The sequence below is a fragment of the Kribbella sp. NBC_00709 genome, from assembly GCF_036226565.1.
In the GTDB taxonomy this organism is placed as follows: domain Bacteria; phylum Actinomycetota; class Actinomycetes; order Propionibacteriales; family Kribbellaceae; genus Kribbella.
Genome location: NZ_CP108996.1, coordinates 7,603,525 through 7,621,005, shown reverse-complemented (window position 1 = coordinate 7,621,005; position 17,481 = coordinate 7,603,525). Strand labels below are relative to the sequence as shown.

The 17,481-nt window shown below is 67.1% G+C and carries 12 protein-coding genes and 1 pseudogene; 9 read left to right on the top strand and 4 right to left on the bottom strand.

What is annotated here, in order from left to right:
* Positions 1 to 20 precede the first annotated feature (20 nt).
* Positions 21 to 2,777, bottom strand: a complete 2,757-nt coding sequence (locus OHA18_RS37235) for a helix-turn-helix transcriptional regulator (protein ID WP_329000069.1) — start codon at positions 2,775 to 2,777, stop codon at positions 21 to 23.
* Positions 2,778 to 3,012: 235 nt separating this feature from the next.
* Between OHA18_RS37235 and OHA18_RS37230 the strand changes: the two genes are divergently transcribed.
* The 4 genes from OHA18_RS37230 (at position 3,013) to OHA18_RS37215 (ending at position 6,943) form a co-directional block, all read left to right on the top strand.
* Entirely contained in the window at positions 3,013 to 3,564 is a 552-nt protein-coding gene (locus tag OHA18_RS37230; RefSeq protein ID WP_329000068.1) for a COG4315 family predicted lipoprotein, read from the top strand.
* A 357-nt stretch (positions 3,565 to 3,921) separates the two neighbouring features.
* Positions 3,922 to 5,205 (top strand): extracellular solute-binding protein, encoded by a 1,284-nt coding sequence (locus OHA18_RS37225; RefSeq protein WP_329000067.1) that lies wholly within the window; start codon positions 3,922 to 3,924, stop codon positions 5,203 to 5,205.
* Positions 5,206 to 5,210: 5 nt separating this feature from the next.
* Entirely contained in the window at positions 5,211 to 6,122 is a 912-nt protein-coding gene (locus tag OHA18_RS37220; RefSeq protein ID WP_329000066.1) for a carbohydrate ABC transporter permease, read from the top strand.
* Positions 6,119 to 6,943, top strand: a complete 825-nt coding sequence (locus OHA18_RS37215; RefSeq protein WP_329000065.1) for a carbohydrate ABC transporter permease — start codon at positions 6,119 to 6,121, stop codon at positions 6,941 to 6,943. Before OHA18_RS37220 ends, OHA18_RS37215 begins: the two co-directional genes overlap by 4 nt.
* Positions 6,944 to 7,552: 609 nt before the next feature.
* Here OHA18_RS37215 and OHA18_RS37210 read toward each other — a convergent pair.
* A pseudogene (locus tag OHA18_RS37210) lies at positions 7,553 to 8,384 on the bottom strand (alpha/beta hydrolase).
* 305 nt (positions 8,385 to 8,689) lie between these two features.
* Between OHA18_RS37210 and OHA18_RS37205 the strand changes: the two are divergent.
* Together OHA18_RS37205 and OHA18_RS37200 are read left to right on the top strand one after the other, a co-directional pair.
* Positions 8,690 to 9,232 carry a hypothetical protein gene (locus OHA18_RS37205; protein ID WP_329000064.1) on the top strand — a complete coding sequence of 181 codons (543 nt, stop codon included), beginning with the start codon at positions 8,690 to 8,692 and terminating at the stop codon, positions 9,230 to 9,232.
* An 8-nt stretch (positions 9,233 to 9,240) separates the two neighbouring features.
* A complete protein-coding gene (locus tag OHA18_RS37200) occupies positions 9,241 to 9,702 on the top strand; it encodes a low temperature requirement protein A (protein ID WP_329000063.1) in 462 nt (153 codons plus the stop codon).
* Here OHA18_RS37200 and OHA18_RS37195 read toward each other — a convergent pair.
* Positions 9,662 to 11,050, bottom strand: a complete 1,389-nt coding sequence (locus tag OHA18_RS37195) for an SIR2 family protein (RefSeq protein WP_329000062.1) — start codon at positions 11,048 to 11,050, stop codon at positions 9,662 to 9,664. The two genes, OHA18_RS37200 and OHA18_RS37195, sit on opposite strands and share 41 nt — an antisense overlap.
* Before the next feature lie 203 nt (positions 11,051 to 11,253).
* Between OHA18_RS37195 and OHA18_RS37190 the strand changes: the two genes are divergently transcribed.
* Positions 11,254 to 14,034: an ATP-binding protein gene (locus tag OHA18_RS37190; protein WP_329000061.1), complete on the top strand. Its 2,781-nt coding sequence runs from the start codon at positions 11,254 to 11,256 to the stop codon at positions 14,032 to 14,034.
* A gap of 21 nt (positions 14,035 to 14,055) precedes the next feature.
* On the opposite strand, the gene OHA18_RS37185 is transcribed toward OHA18_RS37190, so the two are convergent.
* Positions 14,056 to 15,126 (bottom strand): ferritin-like domain-containing protein, encoded by a 1,071-nt coding sequence (locus OHA18_RS37185; protein WP_329000060.1) that lies wholly within the window; start codon positions 15,124 to 15,126, stop codon positions 14,056 to 14,058.
* A gap of 255 nt (positions 15,127 to 15,381) precedes the next feature.
* On the opposite strand from OHA18_RS37185, the gene OHA18_RS37180 reads away from it, so the two are divergent.
* Both OHA18_RS37180 and OHA18_RS37175 read left to right on the top strand, forming a co-directional pair.
* Entirely contained in the window at positions 15,382 to 15,678 is a 297-nt protein-coding gene (locus tag OHA18_RS37180) for a hypothetical protein (protein ID WP_329000059.1), read from the top strand.
* Positions 15,679 to 15,719: 41 nt separating this feature from the next.
* A complete protein-coding gene (locus tag OHA18_RS37175; protein WP_329000058.1) occupies positions 15,720 to 17,027 on the top strand; it encodes an MFS transporter in 1,308 nt (435 codons plus the stop codon).
* Positions 17,028 to 17,481 lie beyond the last annotated feature (454 nt).

Sequence of the window (17,481 nt, the reverse complement as noted above, 5' to 3'; positions counted from 1 at the left end):
GAGAGGCAATAAAATGTCAGTCACTGCGTTGAACCGAGTCGTCTGCGCAGTTGTTTGCGGGAGGTGATGTCGAGTTTGGCGAACACCTTGCCAAGGTGCCATTCGACAGTGCGAGGGCTGATGAACAACCGGGCGCCGATCTCGGGATTTGTGAGATCGTCGCGGGCCAGCCGGGCGATCTGCGCCTCCTGTGCGGTCAGCTCCTCGTGCGGCTCGACCGTCCGCCTTCGAAGTGTCTCGCCAGTGGCGAGCAGCTCGCGCCGGGCACGCTCGGCAAATCCCGCGGCCCCGGCGCGGCTGAACGTGTCGTGGGCCAGGTAAAGCTGCCGGCGGGCTTCCACCCGACGGTTCCCGCGACGCAACCACTCGCCGTACAGGAGTTGAGCACGGGCGAGGTGGACGGTTATCCGGGTCTGGGCGAGGCGTTCGATCGCCTCTTGGTAGAGGGCGTCGGCGGCGTCGCCGTCGCTCAGCGTCGCGCGGGAGCGGGCCTCGATTCCGAGCGCCCACTCCGTCCCGGCGGCGCGGGTTCGTTCCTCGAGTCGCCGCAGGGCGGTAGCGCCGATGTCCGGTCGATCGCTGCGCGCAGCCGCCTCCACCAGCTCGGCCAGACCCCAGCCGAAGAGACCCAGGTCATCGTGTTCACAGACCCGTTGCGCGGCAGCGAGCGCGTCCTGGTAGCGGCTGAGACCGTTGTAGAGCACGGCTGTGGCGTAGTCCGCCAAGGCGATCGCCCTTCCTTCACCCCTGGCTGTTGCATCCTCGATGCTGGTCCTGATCAGCGTCGTGGCCTGGGCTTCCTGACCCCGCCATGCGGAGAGCACCAGCGAGCTGTACATCAACGGGGGGCTGCCGGTTGCCTCGGTGATCACGGCGGCCTCATCGATGAGCTCTGCTGCGGAGGCGAACTCGCCGGCATGTATGTCAACGCCGGCACGATAGGTGAGCGCGATCGGGAGGGCGGTCAGCCAGCCCGCATCCCGCGCGTGCCGAAGCTGCTGGGTAGTCAGCTCATGCCACGACTCGTCATCCCACAGATCCGGGGCGATTCGGCATCCCAGCCAGAGCCAGCGGGTGTCGTCCTGACTGCGGCCCTCCTCCTCGGACAACGCGCGCAGCGCCCGCTGGAGCGGCTGGACCCCCGCTGCGTAGCCTTCGGTGAACCTTGTCACGAGACCATCGAGGAGTAGATCGATCGCACGTGCCGGCTGCGGGGCCCGGGGCGCCGTGCGGGCCGCTGCGGCGGTGTCGGCCACGCTGCCACCGCTCTTGCTGAGGCGGCCGGCGAAGATCGCCGCTCCGAGCGCTTCGAGGTAAGTCTCACGCGCCGACCGTGTGTCCAGCGCCTTGAGGTGTACGGCGGCGTTGAGCAGTAGCGATGGAGCTTCGTTGCCGCGTCTGAGCAAGAACGACAGCTGTGCGCGCAGCCGCTCCAGCCCGGCCCGCCGGATGCCGTCGAGCGGCGCCAGCTCGGCCGCCGCAAGCAGCGCGTGCGCCGAGTCCGGCGCGCCGGCCAGGAGCTTGGCCTGAGCGGCGGCGAGTGCACGCGTTGCACGGCGCGCGCGATCGGGCGTCAGCTCGGTCGCGCGTTCCAGGAACGCGGCCGCCGCGACCGCGCCGCCGCGGGCGCGCGCCCGCTCGGCCGAACGCTCCAGCTCGTCGGCCACTGCCTCATCCGGCCCTGACGCCGCACGGGCGAGATGCCAGGCGCGCCGGTCGGGATCGAGCACCAGATCGGTTGCTTCTGCCAGCGCACGGTGTGCCGCCTGCCGGTCGCCCGCGGACACCGACTGGTAGACCGCCGAGCGGACCAGCGGATGGCGGAACCGGACCCGGGCGCCGAGCTCGACCAGTCCTGCAGCCACGGCAGGCGCTGCAGCGTCGCCTCCGATTCCCTGTAATTCGGCTGCGCGGCGTAGGAGCGTGATGTCGCCGATGGGCTCAGCGGCAGCGGTGAGCAGAAGCTGTTGCGTATCGTCCGGAAGCGATTGGAACTGTCGATAAAAACTCTGTTGGACGCGGCTCGCCACAGCCGCCGTGTTGGGCAGGCCGAATCCGCCCGCCAGCTCTGTCGGCGTCAGCACGAGCGGCAGCTGCAACAGCGCCAACGGGTTGCCCCGCGTTTCCGCGACGATGCGGTCGCGCACTTGTACGTCGAGCGGTCCACGAATCGCCGAGGCCAGGACCAGGTGGGAGTCGCGCTCGCCGAGGCCCTGAACCTTGAGCTCCGGCAAGCCGGTCAGCTCGTCGCTGGGCTCCCGCACGGCGAATATCAAGGCCACCGGATCGACCATCAGTCGTCGTGCAACGAAGGCCAGAGATTGCACGGAGGCTCGATCGAGCCACTGCGCGTCATCGATCACGCAAGCGAGCGGCTGCTCCTCAGCCGCACTCGCCAATAGGGTCAGGACGGCAAGACCAATGAGGAAACCATCAGGTGCGGCGCCGTCCTGCAGCCCGAATGCGACCCGCAGCGCATCGCGTTGTGGGGGTGGCAACTTCTCGATCCGGTCGAGCATCGGCGCACAGAGCTGGTGAAGGCCGGCATAGGCGAGCTCCATCTCCGACTCGACGCCCACGACTCGCGCGACGCGGAAGCCCGCCGCGTGCTCGAGCATGAAGTCGAGCAGAGCCGACTTACCGCAGCCAGCCTCACCGCGCAGCACCAGCACAGAGCTCTGCCCTGTCGGTACCCCGTCCAGCAGCCGGGCCAGTACCTCGCACTCACTGCGTCGACCACGCAACACAGACCGCGGGCGACCGCTGGACGGACCCATGGTCGATGGTAGGGAGTGCGCCCACCGGTTTGGCAAGCTCCCGAGGCGATCGGCATGGAGCGCAGACCCTACTCTGCCGTGCCGCGTGCAGCCCTTCCGCCTCGTCCGTTCGCGCCCAGGTCAGGCAGACCGGGGATCGGACCCGGGGACCTACCGGCGCCGACGGGTGCCTATCGCCGCGAGCCTGGGGCTGTCAGTACATCAGCTGACGATCAGCTCACGGTAGGAGCGACAAGTGTTCACCGATCGGAAGTCAGGCACGATCCACCACCGGCGCCACCAGTTCGCGGCGGCGTCAACCGCCGCCGCCTTGATGTTTGTCGCGGCCAACTGCGGCAGTCCATCCGGATCTGCGCCGGTGCCGGTCCCGCCGGTGACCGGCGATCCGGTCAGTGCGCAAACCACTGCACTCGGCAGCATCCTCGTTGACGGCGAAGGCCGCACCATCTATCAGTTCGCCAACGACAAGAACAACCTGTCGACGTGCGACGCAGCCTGTGCGGTCACCTGGCCCTACGTACCGGCACCCGACTCGCTGCCGACGTCCTCACCCGGCGTGAGCGGCAAGGTCGGCTCGACCACCCGTGACGACGGCCACCGTCAACTGACCGTCGCCGGACACCCCCTGTACACCTTCGTCGGCGACTCCACCCCGGGCCAGACCAACGGTCAGGGCATCAATCTCAACGGCGGCGTATGGACCGTCGTCTCCCCGGCCGGTGTGCCCCTGGCGAGCGCCGGCCCGGCCGGCGCCGCCACCCAGACCGCCATCGCACCCGGCTACTGAGAACGCCGATCAACGGATAGAAGGGCAGTTGCCATGACAACCGCAGCACACTTCCCCTGGCCCGCCCTCATGCCGGCCGGCCAGAGCCCGCCGCAGAGCACAACAGACCTCACGTTCGATCCCAAGGAAACCTGCGCCCGCTGCGGACCCGGTACACAGGCCCAGTCGAAATGGGTGTTCCGGCAGATCAGCGAGCGAACTGGCGAGCACTGCGACTTGTACCTGTGCGCCCACTGCTCCCAGGCATGCGAGCCTCGCTTGCTCAGCGCCAGCATCCTCCGCGTGGATCGGATGCATCACCAGCACTGACGATCTGGCGGTCCACCTGCATCCCAGCACTGATCGATTGGAGGAGTTATGAAACGCAAGATCACGGCGGCTGCGCTAGCTCTTGCTCTGGCAGGAGGTGCCGTCGCCTGCGGGAACGGTGGCGGCACTGGCGCAGCGGCCCAGGCCCGTGGGCCGATCACGATCTGGTTCTCGAACAACGCCGAGGAAGTGGCCTGGGGCAAGCAGATGGTCGCGGTCTGGAACTCCTTGCATGCGGATCAGAAGGTCACCGCGCAGGAGATCCCGACCGGGAAGAGTTCCGAGGAGGTCATCGGCGCCGCGATCACGGCCGGCAACGCTCCCTGCCTGATCTTCAACACCTCGCCGGCCTCGGTCTCGCAGTTCCAGAAGCAGGGCGGTCTGGTGCCGCTCGACAGCTTCAGCGACGGCAAGTCCTACATCGAGGACCGGTCCGGGGACGTCGCGCAGCAGTACAAGTCGGCCGACGGCAAGTACTACCAGCTGCCCTGGAAGTCGAACCCGGTGATGATCTTCTACAACAAGAAGGCGTTCGCGAAGGCGGGTATCGACACCACCAACCCGCCGCTGAAGACGTACGACGAGTTCCTCGCGACCTCGCGCAAGGTGGTCAGCTCGAAGGCCGCGAAGTTCGCGATCTACCCGGCGCCGAGCAACGAGTTCTTCCAGTCCTGGTTCGACTTCTACCCGCTCTACGCGGCCGAGACCGGCGGCAAGCAGCTGGTCGCCGACGGCAAGTCGACGTTCGCCTCCGACGAGGGCAAGAAGGTCGCCGGGTTCTGGCGGACGATGTACGCCGACAAGCTCGCCTCGCAGGAGAAGTACACCGGTGACGCGTTCGTCGACGGGACGGCCGCGATGGCGGTCGTGGGTCCGTGGGCGATCGCGACGTACAAGGGCAAGGTCGACTGGGGCGTCGTACCGGTGCCGACGTCGTCGGGCAAGCCGGCGAACGAGATCCACACCTTCAGCGATGCGAAGAACGTCGCGATGTACTCCGCGTGCAAGAACCGTGGTACGGCGTGGGATGTGCTGAAGTTCGCGACCGGCCTGGGGCAGGACGGCAAGTTCCTGGCCGCGACCGGTCAGATGCCGCTGCGCAAGGATGTCGCGACCGCGTACCCGCCGCACTTCGCGAAGAACCCTGACTACAGAGTGTTCGCCGACCAGGCCGCACGGACAATTGACGTGCCGAACGTGCCGAACTCGATCACCATCTGGCAGACCTTCCGGGACGCGTACTCGAAGTCGGTGATCTTCGGCCATGGGGACCCCGCAACGTCCCTCGACGATGCCGTCCGGACGATCGATCAGCTCGCCTCGAAGCCGTGAGTCCGATGCGCAGAAAGCCGGCCGGCAGGAGATCTGTCGGCCGGATCCTCGGTGATCAACCGATCGGTACTGCGTTCGTCACTCCGTACCTCGTCTTCCTCGCGGCGATCTTCGCCTATCCGCTGGGCTTCGCCGTGTACATGTCCATTCACGACTACTTCTTCACCGCGCCGGGCGCGATCGTGGAACGACCGTTCGTGGGACTCGGCAACTACACGGCGGTGCTGTCGGACCCCGCGGTCCGCCGGGCCTTCGGCAACGTCGGGATCTTCCTGCTGATCAACGTGCCGCTGACGGTGGTGCTGTCGCTGGTGCTGGCGAATGCGTTGAACGCGGCGATCCGCTGGCGGACGTTCTTCCGGGTCAGCTACTACGTTCCCTATGTGGCGGCGAGTGTGGCTGTGGTCGGGGTGTGGCTGTTCCTGTTCAACGCCAACGGGCTGGTCAACTCCGTCCTCGGCCCGCTCGCCCCGGATCCGTCCTGGCTGGTGAGCTCGAAGCTGGCGATGCCGACGGTCGCGATCTACGTGACCTGGAAACAGTTGGGCTTCTTCATCCTGCTGTATCTGGCCGCTCTCCAGAACGTCTCGAAGGATCTGTACGAGGCGGCATCGGTGGACGGCGCCGGGCGGTGGAAGTCTTTCTGGAATGTCACTGTTCCCGGAGTGCGGCCCGCCACAACACTGGTCGTCCTGCTGGCGACTGTGACCGGGGCGAACCTTTTCACCGAGCCCTACCTGCTCACCGGTGGCGGCGGGCCCGACGGCGCCTCCGCCTCGCCGGTACTGGTGATGTACCAACGCGGCATCGAGCAGGGCAATCCCGATGTGGGTTCGGCGATCGGCGTACTGCTGGTGATCGGCGTACTGCTGCTGGCCCTGCTCGAACGCCGGTTCGTCGGGCGGGAGGATCGATGAAGAGTCCGTGGCGATTCCTGGCTCTACTACTCGGGGCCTTCGTTTTCCTGTTCCCCTTCTACTACATGCTGGTCGGCAGCCTGCAGGCCGAACCGGACCCCAGCGTCGACGGTGCTTTCCCGTCGCCGGGGAACCTGACCGGCAGGAACTATGCCGAGATCGACGCCGCGATCAACCTGGGCAGGTCCCTGCTCAACTCGGGAATCTTTACCGGCGGGGTCATCCTGGGGACGCTCGTCTTCGGCGTACTCGCGGGCTACGCGCTGGCCCGGCTGCGTTTCCGCGGCCGAGGTGCTGTGTTCGGCCTGATGCTGCTGGTCCAGGTGGTCCCGTTCCAGCTGTTGACCATCCCGCTGTACGTGATGATCGTGCGCAGCTACGGGTTGGCCGACTCCTACTTCGGCATGATCGCGCCGTTCACGATCAACTCCACGGCGGTGTTCGTCTTCCGCCAGTACTTCCTGCAGTTGCCGCAGGAGCTGTTCGACGCGGCCCGGATCGACGGCGCAGGCGAGTTGAACATCCTGTGGCGGGTCGCCCTCCCGTTGGTCAAACCTGCCCTCCTGACCGGAGTGCTGATCACCTTCATCGGTCCGTGGAACGAGTTCCTGTGGCCGTTCCTGATCACCAAGCAGCAGGATCTGCAGCCGCTCGCGGTGTCCCTGTCGAACTACCTGACCACCGTGTCGGCGCGCGCGGCGAACCCGTTCGGCGCAGTCCTCGCCGGGGCTTGCGTACTGGCCGCTCCAGCTGTGGGTCTGTTCACAGTCTTCCAGCGGCGCTTCATCTCCCAGGGCATCGAGTCGGGGATCAAGGGCTGACCATCCGGGCACCCTCTATCTGCTTGCCCGGCTCGTTGCTTCCGGCAACGTTGCTCGGGTCGGGTTGGCGAAGGTCGACGTCACTGATGGTGAGCCGACCGGTGTTTCCCGCGAGTTTCAATCGCTCCCAGTTCCGCAGGTCCGACGAGACCGCGAGAGCGGGTTTCGGCCCCGAGCGGCCCGTACGCGACGTACGTCATCACGTGTCTGCCCGGACCGCCGACGGCGAGCCGTCGTACGCGATGCTGCATCGGCCGATGTGGGACCAGGGCTGGTTCCGCGAGGGGGAGGGCGTGCATGTGCCGGCGGGGTCACCCCGGCAACGCAGACGACTCCAAGATACCCGGCGACCAATGCCCGCTGGCAGGACCCGCCACCCGGCCTGACCGAAATCAGGACCCTGCTGGGGACGGGTCTGGCGACGTACGACGGACCGGCCGGAATCTCGCAGTCCGGGGGACCTGTTGCCCCTCGGACGCCAAGTACCTCCCCAGCCTCGCGGGCAACCCATCGGAGGTCTGCGCCTTCCCTGCCCACGCACTCGCTGGCCAGGCCTGAGAACAGGCCTGGCCAGCGAGCTGCTCCGCTGAGGTGGCGCGGAGCTCGGGGTCACCTCACTCGGGTTGAGTTCACCGCGTGTTCGATGAGTGCGGTGAAGCGTGATGCCAGCCGGGTGATTCCGCCGACGTGACTGGCGGTCGGGAATTCGACGACGGTGGCGCCGACGTGTGCCGCCATCGAGCGTTCTTCGGCCGGGTCGATCATGCGGTCCTGACCGGACACGGCGTACCAGGACGGGACGTTGTGCCAGCCGACGGGGCCGGAGGGTGTTCCGACGATCGAGAAATTGAGCGGCCGCTGGGCGGCGTTCAATACGGCTGCCTGTCGCTTGCTGAGGTCCTGAGCGAAGTACTGGTGGAAGAAGGCCGGGTCGATGAAACGCCGGCGAAGCGAAGGGCTCGCCGGTGAAGACCAGGTGGCCGAAAGCCTCGGACGGGATGAAATCGGCGCCGAGGCTGGCGATCGAGTCGCCCTCGTCAGGTACCAGGGCCGCCGCGTAGACGAACGCGGAGATGTCCGTGCGGCCGTGCGAGGCACCGGCGGTGACGATGCCGCCGTACGAGTGCGATACAAGCACCTTCCTTCCCGAGATCTTGTTCAGCGCCGTACGGACGATCGCGACGTCCTCGGCGACGCTGTTGAGGCCGAGCTCGGGGGTCACGGTGCGGTAGCCGTCGTCCTTGAGCTCCCGGGTGACCTTGTCCCAGCTCGTGCTGTCGGCCCACGCGCCATGGACGAGTACGATCGTCGGCTTGGTGGTGTGCGCCTCGGCCGGCACCGTGAGTGACACGCCGGCGGTCAGGGCGGCGACTACGGCGGCCCCTAGCGCAGCGATTCTTCGGCGACGGCGTCGGGGAGTGGTTGTGGGATGAGACTGCATGGAGTCCTCCTAGTGCGGTGAGTCCGTTGGTGTAGCGATGCCGCCACTCTGGTTGTCAGGGCAGGCCCACGGCGCCCGCGTAGTCCCGGGTCGATGCCCGGGTCGCCCGCCCGGGACGTCACCCGGTCCCGGGTTGTCCCGATTCACTCGCCGCCGTCCGCCGCCGGCCCGGGAATTCGGACCAGGGGGTGGCTGGGGTACTCACAGGCGCGCGCCCATCTGCTCGGCGCCGAGAGTTGAACTGCCTGGAACAGAGGCACTGATCGAAATCCCGAGACCTGTTGATCGAGAGGGGTGGCGCGCTGATGACCTGGACCCCCACCATCCAGTCCTGCGACTCCTACCTGGGCGATCGCACCGGCAAGTACGAGTTCCGTGCCGTCCGGTACCGCGCTGCCGCCGACTGGCTGACGGCGAGCGGCCTGAACCATGACATGACCGTCGTGGACGTCGGCGCGGGCATGACCGAGCTGGACTACTGCCTGCGCGCGGAGTACGGGTGGCGAGGCCGGTACATCCCCGTGGACGGCGGCATCGATGGCGTCAATCTGAATGCCTGGACGCCGCCACGGGAGGCTCATTTCTTCGTCGCCCTGGAGATCATCGAGCACCTGTCCAACTGGCGCGACCTGATCGAGCGGATGCAGGAGAAGGCACTCATCGGGGTTGTCATGTCGACGCCGAACCCGCGCACCACGGACGTGATCGGCATGGACCCGACGCACGTGGTCGAGGTCTTCTCCACAGATCTGGAGCCCTATGCGTTCCAGGTCTCGGAGCAGACCTTCTACGGCGGCGTACTTTCCGACGGGGAGCCGGACGCACTGTTTGCGACCTGGCGCCACTGACCTGAGCGATGACGACACCGACCGCCGCGCTGACGAAGTCTCGCCTGTTCCCGATGCGGCCACGCGACCCCAACGAGCCGGGCCGGACCGCCTCGTCGCTGGAGCTGTTCTTCGACCTGGTCTTCGTCGTGGCCGTAAGCATCGCGGCGGCCGAGCTCCACCGCGCCTTCAGCGAAGCGCACATCATCGACGGCCTGATCGCCTACACGGTGGTGTTCTTCGGCATCTGGTGGATCGCTCTGTGTGGCGCCGCCGACCGCGTCGTCAACGCAGCGATCCCGCTGGCAGTCGTCCTGATCCTCCTCGACCCGATACTTCCGGTTCCCTTCGCGATCGCTGCTGTCGTCATGACCCTGGTCGTCGCAGTCCTGGTCCTGCACCCACCCGTGCCAGAACATGCGCTCGAGGTCGTGCGCGAACGCCGAAGGTCTAGGTTCTCGGGCGGCACATCGCCTGGTCGATCGCGCTGATCGCGGCCATCACGGCTACATCCGGATCGGGGTCAGCCAGGTTCTGCCAGACCTGGGGATCGCACGGGCGGCCGCCGAGGTCCGGAGGGCTGGACGAGCTGTCCCAAACGGCGCGTGCGGTCGCGCCGCTGGAGGCCAGGGGGATGACGCTCACGCCGTGCTCGAGAGCCAGTCGCACCTCCTCGCTGGTGCCGCTTCCGCCGCAGATGACCAGTAGTGCGCGGCAGTTGTCGAGGACGTTGCCGACGAGTTCTTCCCGCTCGAGGTCAGTGAAGATCGCCGTGCCGAAACGCGTGTCCATCGGTGGCGTCTGCTCTCCGGGATTCTTGCGGAAGTAGATGCGGAAGCGGTCAGGCGAGTAGCGGCCATTGGCTCGCAGGAGCTCGGCGAGCCGGCTCGTGACACCCCATCCCGCCGGTCCGCCGAGCGTGGCGAGCTGCCATGACGGAGGACGAGCGGTGAGCGCGACGGCGAGCTTGTCGTACCACGGTTTCAGCTGTGCGTTGTCGCCACTCCCGCTGATGAACAAGCGTTCGGGTCGGGTCCGGGTGGTGATTGCGTGCAGCATCGGGGTGAGTTCGCTGAAGTCGCTGATCTCGCAGACGTGCACACCGCTGTTCTCCAGGTCGCGAACCCGCAGCTCGTGGAGTTGGATGCTCTTGGGGTCGGCCGGACGACGCAGAGCTGTGAGGTGCCGGTCAGCAGCTGTGGTGCCGTACCGGCGGGCGAGTCGCAGCAGGACGTCGATGTTGGGGTCAGCGAAGCTGAAGCCGAGGAAGAGCATGGTGCGGGTGAGGTACGACGCTCGGAGGAGTGCCCACATCCGGGGGTGGGTGTCCTCGTACTGCTCGAAGTCGCTCCGGGTGATCACGGGCGGGGCGTTCCAGACCGATGGGGTGCCGAGACTGAGGCTGCCGTGCATCTTGATGATCGTCCGGCGTCCGGTGCCGATGTCGAGTGCGTCATTGTCGTGGGCGGCGACGCTGGCATCAGGAGCTGCCGCTTCCAGGAGCGAGTCGAAGTTGGTTGTCCAGATCTCGTCGATCGGGAGCTTCGCGATCAGGCGATGACTCTCCGCCGGTGTCCGGTACGGCGACAGCACGTTGCGCAGGTGAGTCTCCAACGCCGGCCGCCGACCGGGACCGTTCTGCTCGTAGTACTCGGCGAGCAGTGGGAGATCCGCGAACTCACCCGCCAGGCCGATCTCGGCGGCGAGCGGGCCGAGGAGGCCCCTCCAGGACGGCAGTCCGGCCGCCGCGGACAAGCCGGCGCCCACGAACAGCGAGGCGACGCCGGCATCGACAGCGCCACCGAAGATCCCCACGAGCTCGTACCGGTCAATGGTCACCCGACCAGCGTGCCACGTCCGACCCGCGCCTGTTCCACTCCGGGAATGATGGCGGGTTCGTGTCACCAGCTGTTGTGCTGCTCGTGTGAGACAATCCGGCGGAGGGGCCCGATCCTGTGCGTGTTCCCGAAACGATGACGTGAGTCATCTAGGCAGCCTGGGCAGACGTCGACCTCACCTGGAGGCTCGATGGGTACGGCAACATGTGGTTCCTCCGGTTCCCGGTTGTCGACGTGACGTCACACCGGCTGCCCCCAGAGCTCCGCGGCAGGCAGAGCGAGTGCGCGACCCTCGACGCCCTCGTGGGCAAAGTGCGCGCCGGCGCGAGCCAGGTGCTGGTGCTGCGGGGCGAGGCAGGCGTCGGCAAGACAGCTCTGCTGGACTACCTGGCGAGTGGGCTTCGGCCGAGCTGCCGGCTCGCACGAACGGCGGGCGTCGAGGCCGAAGTGGAGTTGCCCTTCTCCGGCTTGCACCAGTTGTGTGCGCCGATGCTGGATCACCTGGATCGTCTTGCCGGGCCGCAGCGCGATGCACTGTCCACTGCTTTCGGCATGCACATCGGGCCACCGCCGGACCGATTCCTGGTCGGACTGGCCGTTCTGAGCCTGCTCGCGGACGTGGCGGAGGAGCAGCCGCTGGTGTGCGTGATCGATGACGCGCAGTGGCTCGACCCCATCTCCGCCCAGACACTCGCATTCGTCGCACGTCGGCAGCTGGCCGATCCGGTCGCACTGGTCTTCGCGATGCGGGGCGGGCACGAGGACAGTGAACTGGCCGGGCAACCGACGATGGAGGTTCGAGGGCTGAGGGACGCCGATGCTCATGCGCTGCTCGACACCGTCCTGACGGGCGAGGTCGACCGTCAGGTGCGCGAGGCGATCGTGGCCGAGACCCACGGCAACCCGTTGGCGCTACTGGAGCTTCCTCGCGGTCTTTCGACAGCCGAGCTCAGTTTCGGGTTCGGCCTGGCGGACGCCGTTCCGTTGGAGACTCACATGGAGCAGGGCTTCTCGGAGCGCTTGGCGGCACTGCCCGGTCCGACGCGCCTGTTCCTGCTTGCGGCCGCTCTCGAACCCGTCGGGGACCTGAGCATGCTGGGACGAGCCGTGCAGCGGCTCGATGTCGACCTCTCGGCCTCGGCGCCGGCGGTGCGAGCGGGCCTGATCGAGCTGAGTGCGCAGGTTCGGTTCCGGCATCCGCTGGTGCGATCTGCCGTTGCCCGGACCGCAGCGATGACCGACTGGCGAGCCGTGCACCTCGCGCTGGCAGAGGAGACCGACCCGGAGCGCGATCCCGACCGTCGGGCGTGGCACCGGGCGCACGCGGCAAGCGGCCCCGACGAGGAGGTCGCCGTCGAATTGGAGAGGTCGGCAGATCGGGCGCAGGCCCGAGGAGGTCTGGCGGCACAGGCGGCATTCCTCGAACGTGCCATCGAACTGACCGACGACCCTACTCGACGTCCAGCCCGCATCCTGGCTGCCGCGAGAGCCTGGCATCAATCCGGGTCATCGGACGAGGCACTTGCGCTTCTGGCGGACGTCGAAGCTGCGCCGCCCGATGGGCCGACTCGCGCCCGGGTGGAGGTTCTCCGGGCGCAGATCGCGTTCTTCTCCAGCCGTGGCCGCGACGCGCCGCCCTTGCTGCTGTCAGCCGCTCAGCGGATGGAAGCGTCGGACGAAAGTGCGGCCCGCGGCATTTACCTCGACGCGTTGGCGGCGGGGCTGATGGTCGGACGGCTGGCCGGAGATGTGGGCGTTCGCGATGTCGCCCAGGCAGCCCGTGCGGTATCTCCATCGACCGAGCGTCCAGCCGATGTGTTGCTGGACGGTATGGCGATGCTGATGACCGACGGGTACTCGGAAGGCGTCCCGCGAGTGCAGCGTGCACTGAGCGCTTGGCGAACCGACGAGGTGTCGGTCGCCGATGAGCTTCGCTGGCTATGGCTGGCCACTCATGCCGCCCATGACGTGTGGGACGACGAGAGCTGGGAGGTGTTGTGCGCACGCCACCTCCGCCTCGCGCGGCATGCCGGCGCTCTGGCGGTGCTGCCGATCGCACTCAGCAGTCGCATGGGCCTGCATTTCTTCGCAGGCGAGTTCGCGGAGGCGGGTGCGCTGGTCTACGAGTTCTCAACGATCAATGAGGTCATGGGCAATCACCTGCCGCCGTACGGCGCTCTGGCGCTCGCGGCGTGGCAGGGCCGGCCAGACATCTTCTCCGGACTTGTTCGATCCATCTCTGCGGAGGCCGGAGCGCGAGGTGAGGGCATGGGACTCACCATCGTCGACTACTCATCGGCCGTTCTCCACAACGCTTTGGGGCACTACCAGGAAGCGATGGCAGCAGCAGAGCAAGGCGCTGGGTTCCCCGACGAGCTCGGCTTCTCCACCTGGTCGCTGGTGGAGCTCGTCGAGGCCGCCGCGCGAAGCGACCATCCCGACCGTGCTGGGGATGCGCTGGAGTTGCTGATTCGGAGAACGACGGCCAGCGGCACGGACTGGGCTCTGGGAATCGAGGCCCGATCTCACGCACAGGTGAGCCAGGGCGACGCGGCCGAGGGCTACTACGTCGAGGCGGTCGAGCGACTCGGCCGGACTCGCATGCGCGTCGAGCACGCGCGTGCACAACTGCTGTACGGGGAGTGGTTGCGACGGGAGAACCGTCGCCGCGATGCCCGCAGTCGCCTGAGGTCGGCGTACGAGCTGCTCACCGAGATGGGAGCGGAGGCCTTCGCCGAACGGGCCCGTCGCGAGCTGGTCGCTACCGGTGAGACACTCCACCCGCGATCCGTCGGGGCTCGGGAAAGTCTTACGGCGCAAGAGGCTCAGATCGCGCGCCTGGCGGCTGAGGGGCGCACGAACCCCGAGATCGGAGCTGAGCTGTTCCTCAGCCCACGCACCGTCGAGTGGCATCTCGGCAAGGTGTTCGCCAAGCTCGGGATCGGCTCCCGCCGGGAACTCTCCGGCACACTCCTCAACGCGTAAGGCAGCCTCGCCCGGCGTGGCTCATCGGCGGAGCCCGGGTTCGACGTACTCGAAGGTCGGGCCGGCTGTTCGGCCGTCTCCGTCGGGCACCTCCATCAGGCTCACGGCCTGTGCTCGGAGTTGGTACATGGAGCCAACAGCTGCCCCGAGCAATTGCGGGCTGCCGTTGAACGCCTGATCCAGCGACTGGAGCAGTGCGCAGTAGGTGTCGTTGAACTCTGCCTGGGCGATTCGGATCGGGCTGTCGAGTGGGTGGTCGGCCAGTCGCGGGTTGCGGCGCATCGGGTGCGCGCCGCCGTAGTCCACCGGGAGAGCCTCACCGGTGGGCCCGGATTTCGCAGTGTCGCCGCATCGGTGGCGCCGGCCCAACTTGAGTTCCACGAAGCGGTAGTAGTGCGCGACCTCGTCCCGGTCGGGATGGAAGATGTCCTGGTCGCCATCCCACACCTCGCCGCGCGGCGTGCCCTCGCCCTGCTCGACGATCTCCGTCAGCGCCACGAGGGCAGTGTCGAGATTCTCGACCTGGGGCAGGCGGCCGGCGGTGTGGCTGAAGTGGTCTGCCGTGACCTGGCGCGCCGGGTCGCCGGAGAAGAGCTCCTGCTCGCCGAGTCGGGCACAGATACGGTGCAGGCCCTGTTCGATCGCGTCGTAGAACTGCCCGATCGTCTCGTAATCGTCGCCCTCCGGCGGTGCACCGCGCGGTGCGGGCTGCTCGAGGCGGAGGAACATCTCGAGTGCCTCCGGTCCGAAGGGAACCAATGAGATCTCCAGCGAGCGGTCGCCGTGGGGTAGGCGCTGCGGGTAGCCGGGCAGCATCTCGGGCTTGTCCAGGCAGGGTTTCCCGCCGATGGCGTTGAGGAGGTTCGCGGCCAGTGCGAGGTGGATCATCTCCTCGACGAAGACGCTGCTCACCACCTGAACAGCATCGGCGTTCCGGTTCGGGTCGAGCGAGTAGAGCGCGCAGAGGTACGGCGGCAGGGTGGCGTGCTCCAGTTCGATCGCCCATTGGAGGTGCTCGCGAAGGCTCTCCAGCGTCTCGATCCGTGCCCTCGGGGGCACCCCGGAGGTCCGTTGCGGTGCTGCGTATTTCATGAGTGCCTCATCTCGGCGGTCGACAGGGGCGGGTCCTTGAATCCAACTGTCGGAGCCGGACAGGAAGTCGCGCGCCTGTGAATACCCCGGCCACCCCCGGGTCTGAGATCCCAGTGCGGCATGGGTGTTGGCGACCCGGGCGTTGACCCGGCACTACGCGGGTGCCAGGGGCGCGCCCTCCCGCCCAGTGTCGGTAACCGACACGACTCGCACCGGGAGCGTCAACGCGTCCGGCATCACAGGAAGGGCCTCACAATGACCGCCGATCCGCACATCCCCGCGGCGCTACTCGCACACAGCCGGCAGACAGCATGGATCGCGCCGAGCCCCGGTGACCGCACCTTCGACTTCGGCGAGACCTGCGCGCGGTGCGGACCTGGCACCCGGGCTCGCTTCAAGTGGGTGTTCTCGCGGATCAGCGACCTCACCCAAGAACACTGCGACCTGTACCTGTGCACTCACTGCTCGGCCGCAGGTGAGCTCCGCCTACTCACCACCAGCATCCTCCGAGTTGACGCCCACGACCTGTTCGGCCCTTCGACGCCCAGATGACGCACCGACTGACCGCCCTAGCGATCGCGCAAGGAGCTTTCATGTCTCCAATCCAGCTCTCCACCGAGGCGCCCGCTGCGCGGCGCCGACCGATCCTGCCCGCAGATTTGGCTCTGGCGGGTGCGGCGATCACCTTCACGAGTCTGTATCTGACGGCAGGTGCGCTGACGCCGTTGCTCGTGGTCTACAGGGAGCAGTGGAACTTTCCCCCGTCGCTCCTCACGCTGGCCTTCGCGGTCTACGCGATCGGCTTCCTCGCCGCGGTCCTGACGGTCGGGTCATTGTCCGACCACGTCGGCCGGCGCCCGGTGCTGATCGGCGCCCTGCTCATTCAGATCCTGTCGAACCTCGTGTTCCTCGTCGCCACGGACGTCGGGTGCGTGATCGCCGGCCGGATCGTACAGGGCCTGGCCGGCGGCGCGGCGACGACTGCCTTCACCGCGACGCTCGTCGAACTTGCTCCGCCCAACCGGAAGAGACTGGGGACGATCCTCGGCAGCGTCGGTCTGACCGGGGGGCTCGGTCTCGGTTCCTTGCTGGCCGGCTTGGCGATCCAGCTCACGACCGCCGCGAACACCATCATCTTCGTCGCCCTCACGATCATCACGATCCTCGGGGCTGTCGTCGTCGCACTCTCTCCCGAGACCGTGACCCGCGCACCCGGTGCGCTTCGCTCGCTACTGCCGCGCATCACCTTCCCGCCCGCCACCCGAAAGGAATTCGCCGCGGCGGCGCCTGTCGTAGCCGCGGTCTGGATGCTTGCAGGCTTGTCAGGCGGGCTCGCACCTAGCATGGTTCGCAGCGTCTTCCATCTGAACAGCGGCCTGCTCAACGGCCTGGCCGGGTTCATAGCACCGGCAACCTCGGCCGTCATCGGACTGGTGTTCGCTCGCGTCGACTCCCGGCATGCGATGACCATCGGAATCTACGCGTCGATCATCGGTGCCATCGGCATCATCAGCGGTGTGTACGCCGGAAGCCTGGCCACCATGATCATCGGACAGGCCATCGCCGGTGTCGGCTTCGGCGCATCCTTCACCGCGGCCCTGCGCCTGATCTTTCCGCTCGCGGCGACTCATCAGCGCGCGGGAGTCGTCGGCGGAATCTACCTCGTCTCCTACCTTGCGTTCGGAGTGCCCATCGTCATCGAAGGTGAACTCACCCGCCCTCTAGGCGAGATCCCAGCCGTCTCCTTGTACACAGGGGTTGCCATCATCCTCGCGCTCATCAGCCTGATCGCCCAACTGCGCCTCAAACGCAACCCCCGAAGCGCCGCTGGACCGGCTTGCACCTCTTTGATGCGAGCCTCCGGCGCGAGTACGCCGGCGCGAGACGACACTCCCGCATGATCACGAGCGACCGATGCTCTGATCGAGCGGGCGCGCCGTCTCGACGCGGCTCTGGACTCAGCCACTCCGGAGGAGCTGAACCAGCTGCACAGAGCGCTAGGCCCCTCGCCGAGGTATCACCACGTCGACCAGACTGCCGACATCGGGGCCGACTCGATGGGCGACCATTTAGGTGAGTTGGTGTCCGGGGAGGGATACGCACCTTAACCACACGCCTCGATCTCGACGCGGGTCACCCAAGTCGAACCCCATAACGGCTGATTTCCGTTTGGGGTTCAATCGGCGTTAGTCGATGATGAGCGAAAACTCTTACTGACAAGGGATTCGGGGCTGGTGTCGTGCAAATCGCTTCGCATCTCTCACCATCCTCTCGCGCTGAATGAGGTCCGTACTCAGTCGCAACCCGCCCACCGGAGACTCCAGGATCCCGCTGACCAGAGGAGCTCAATGACGA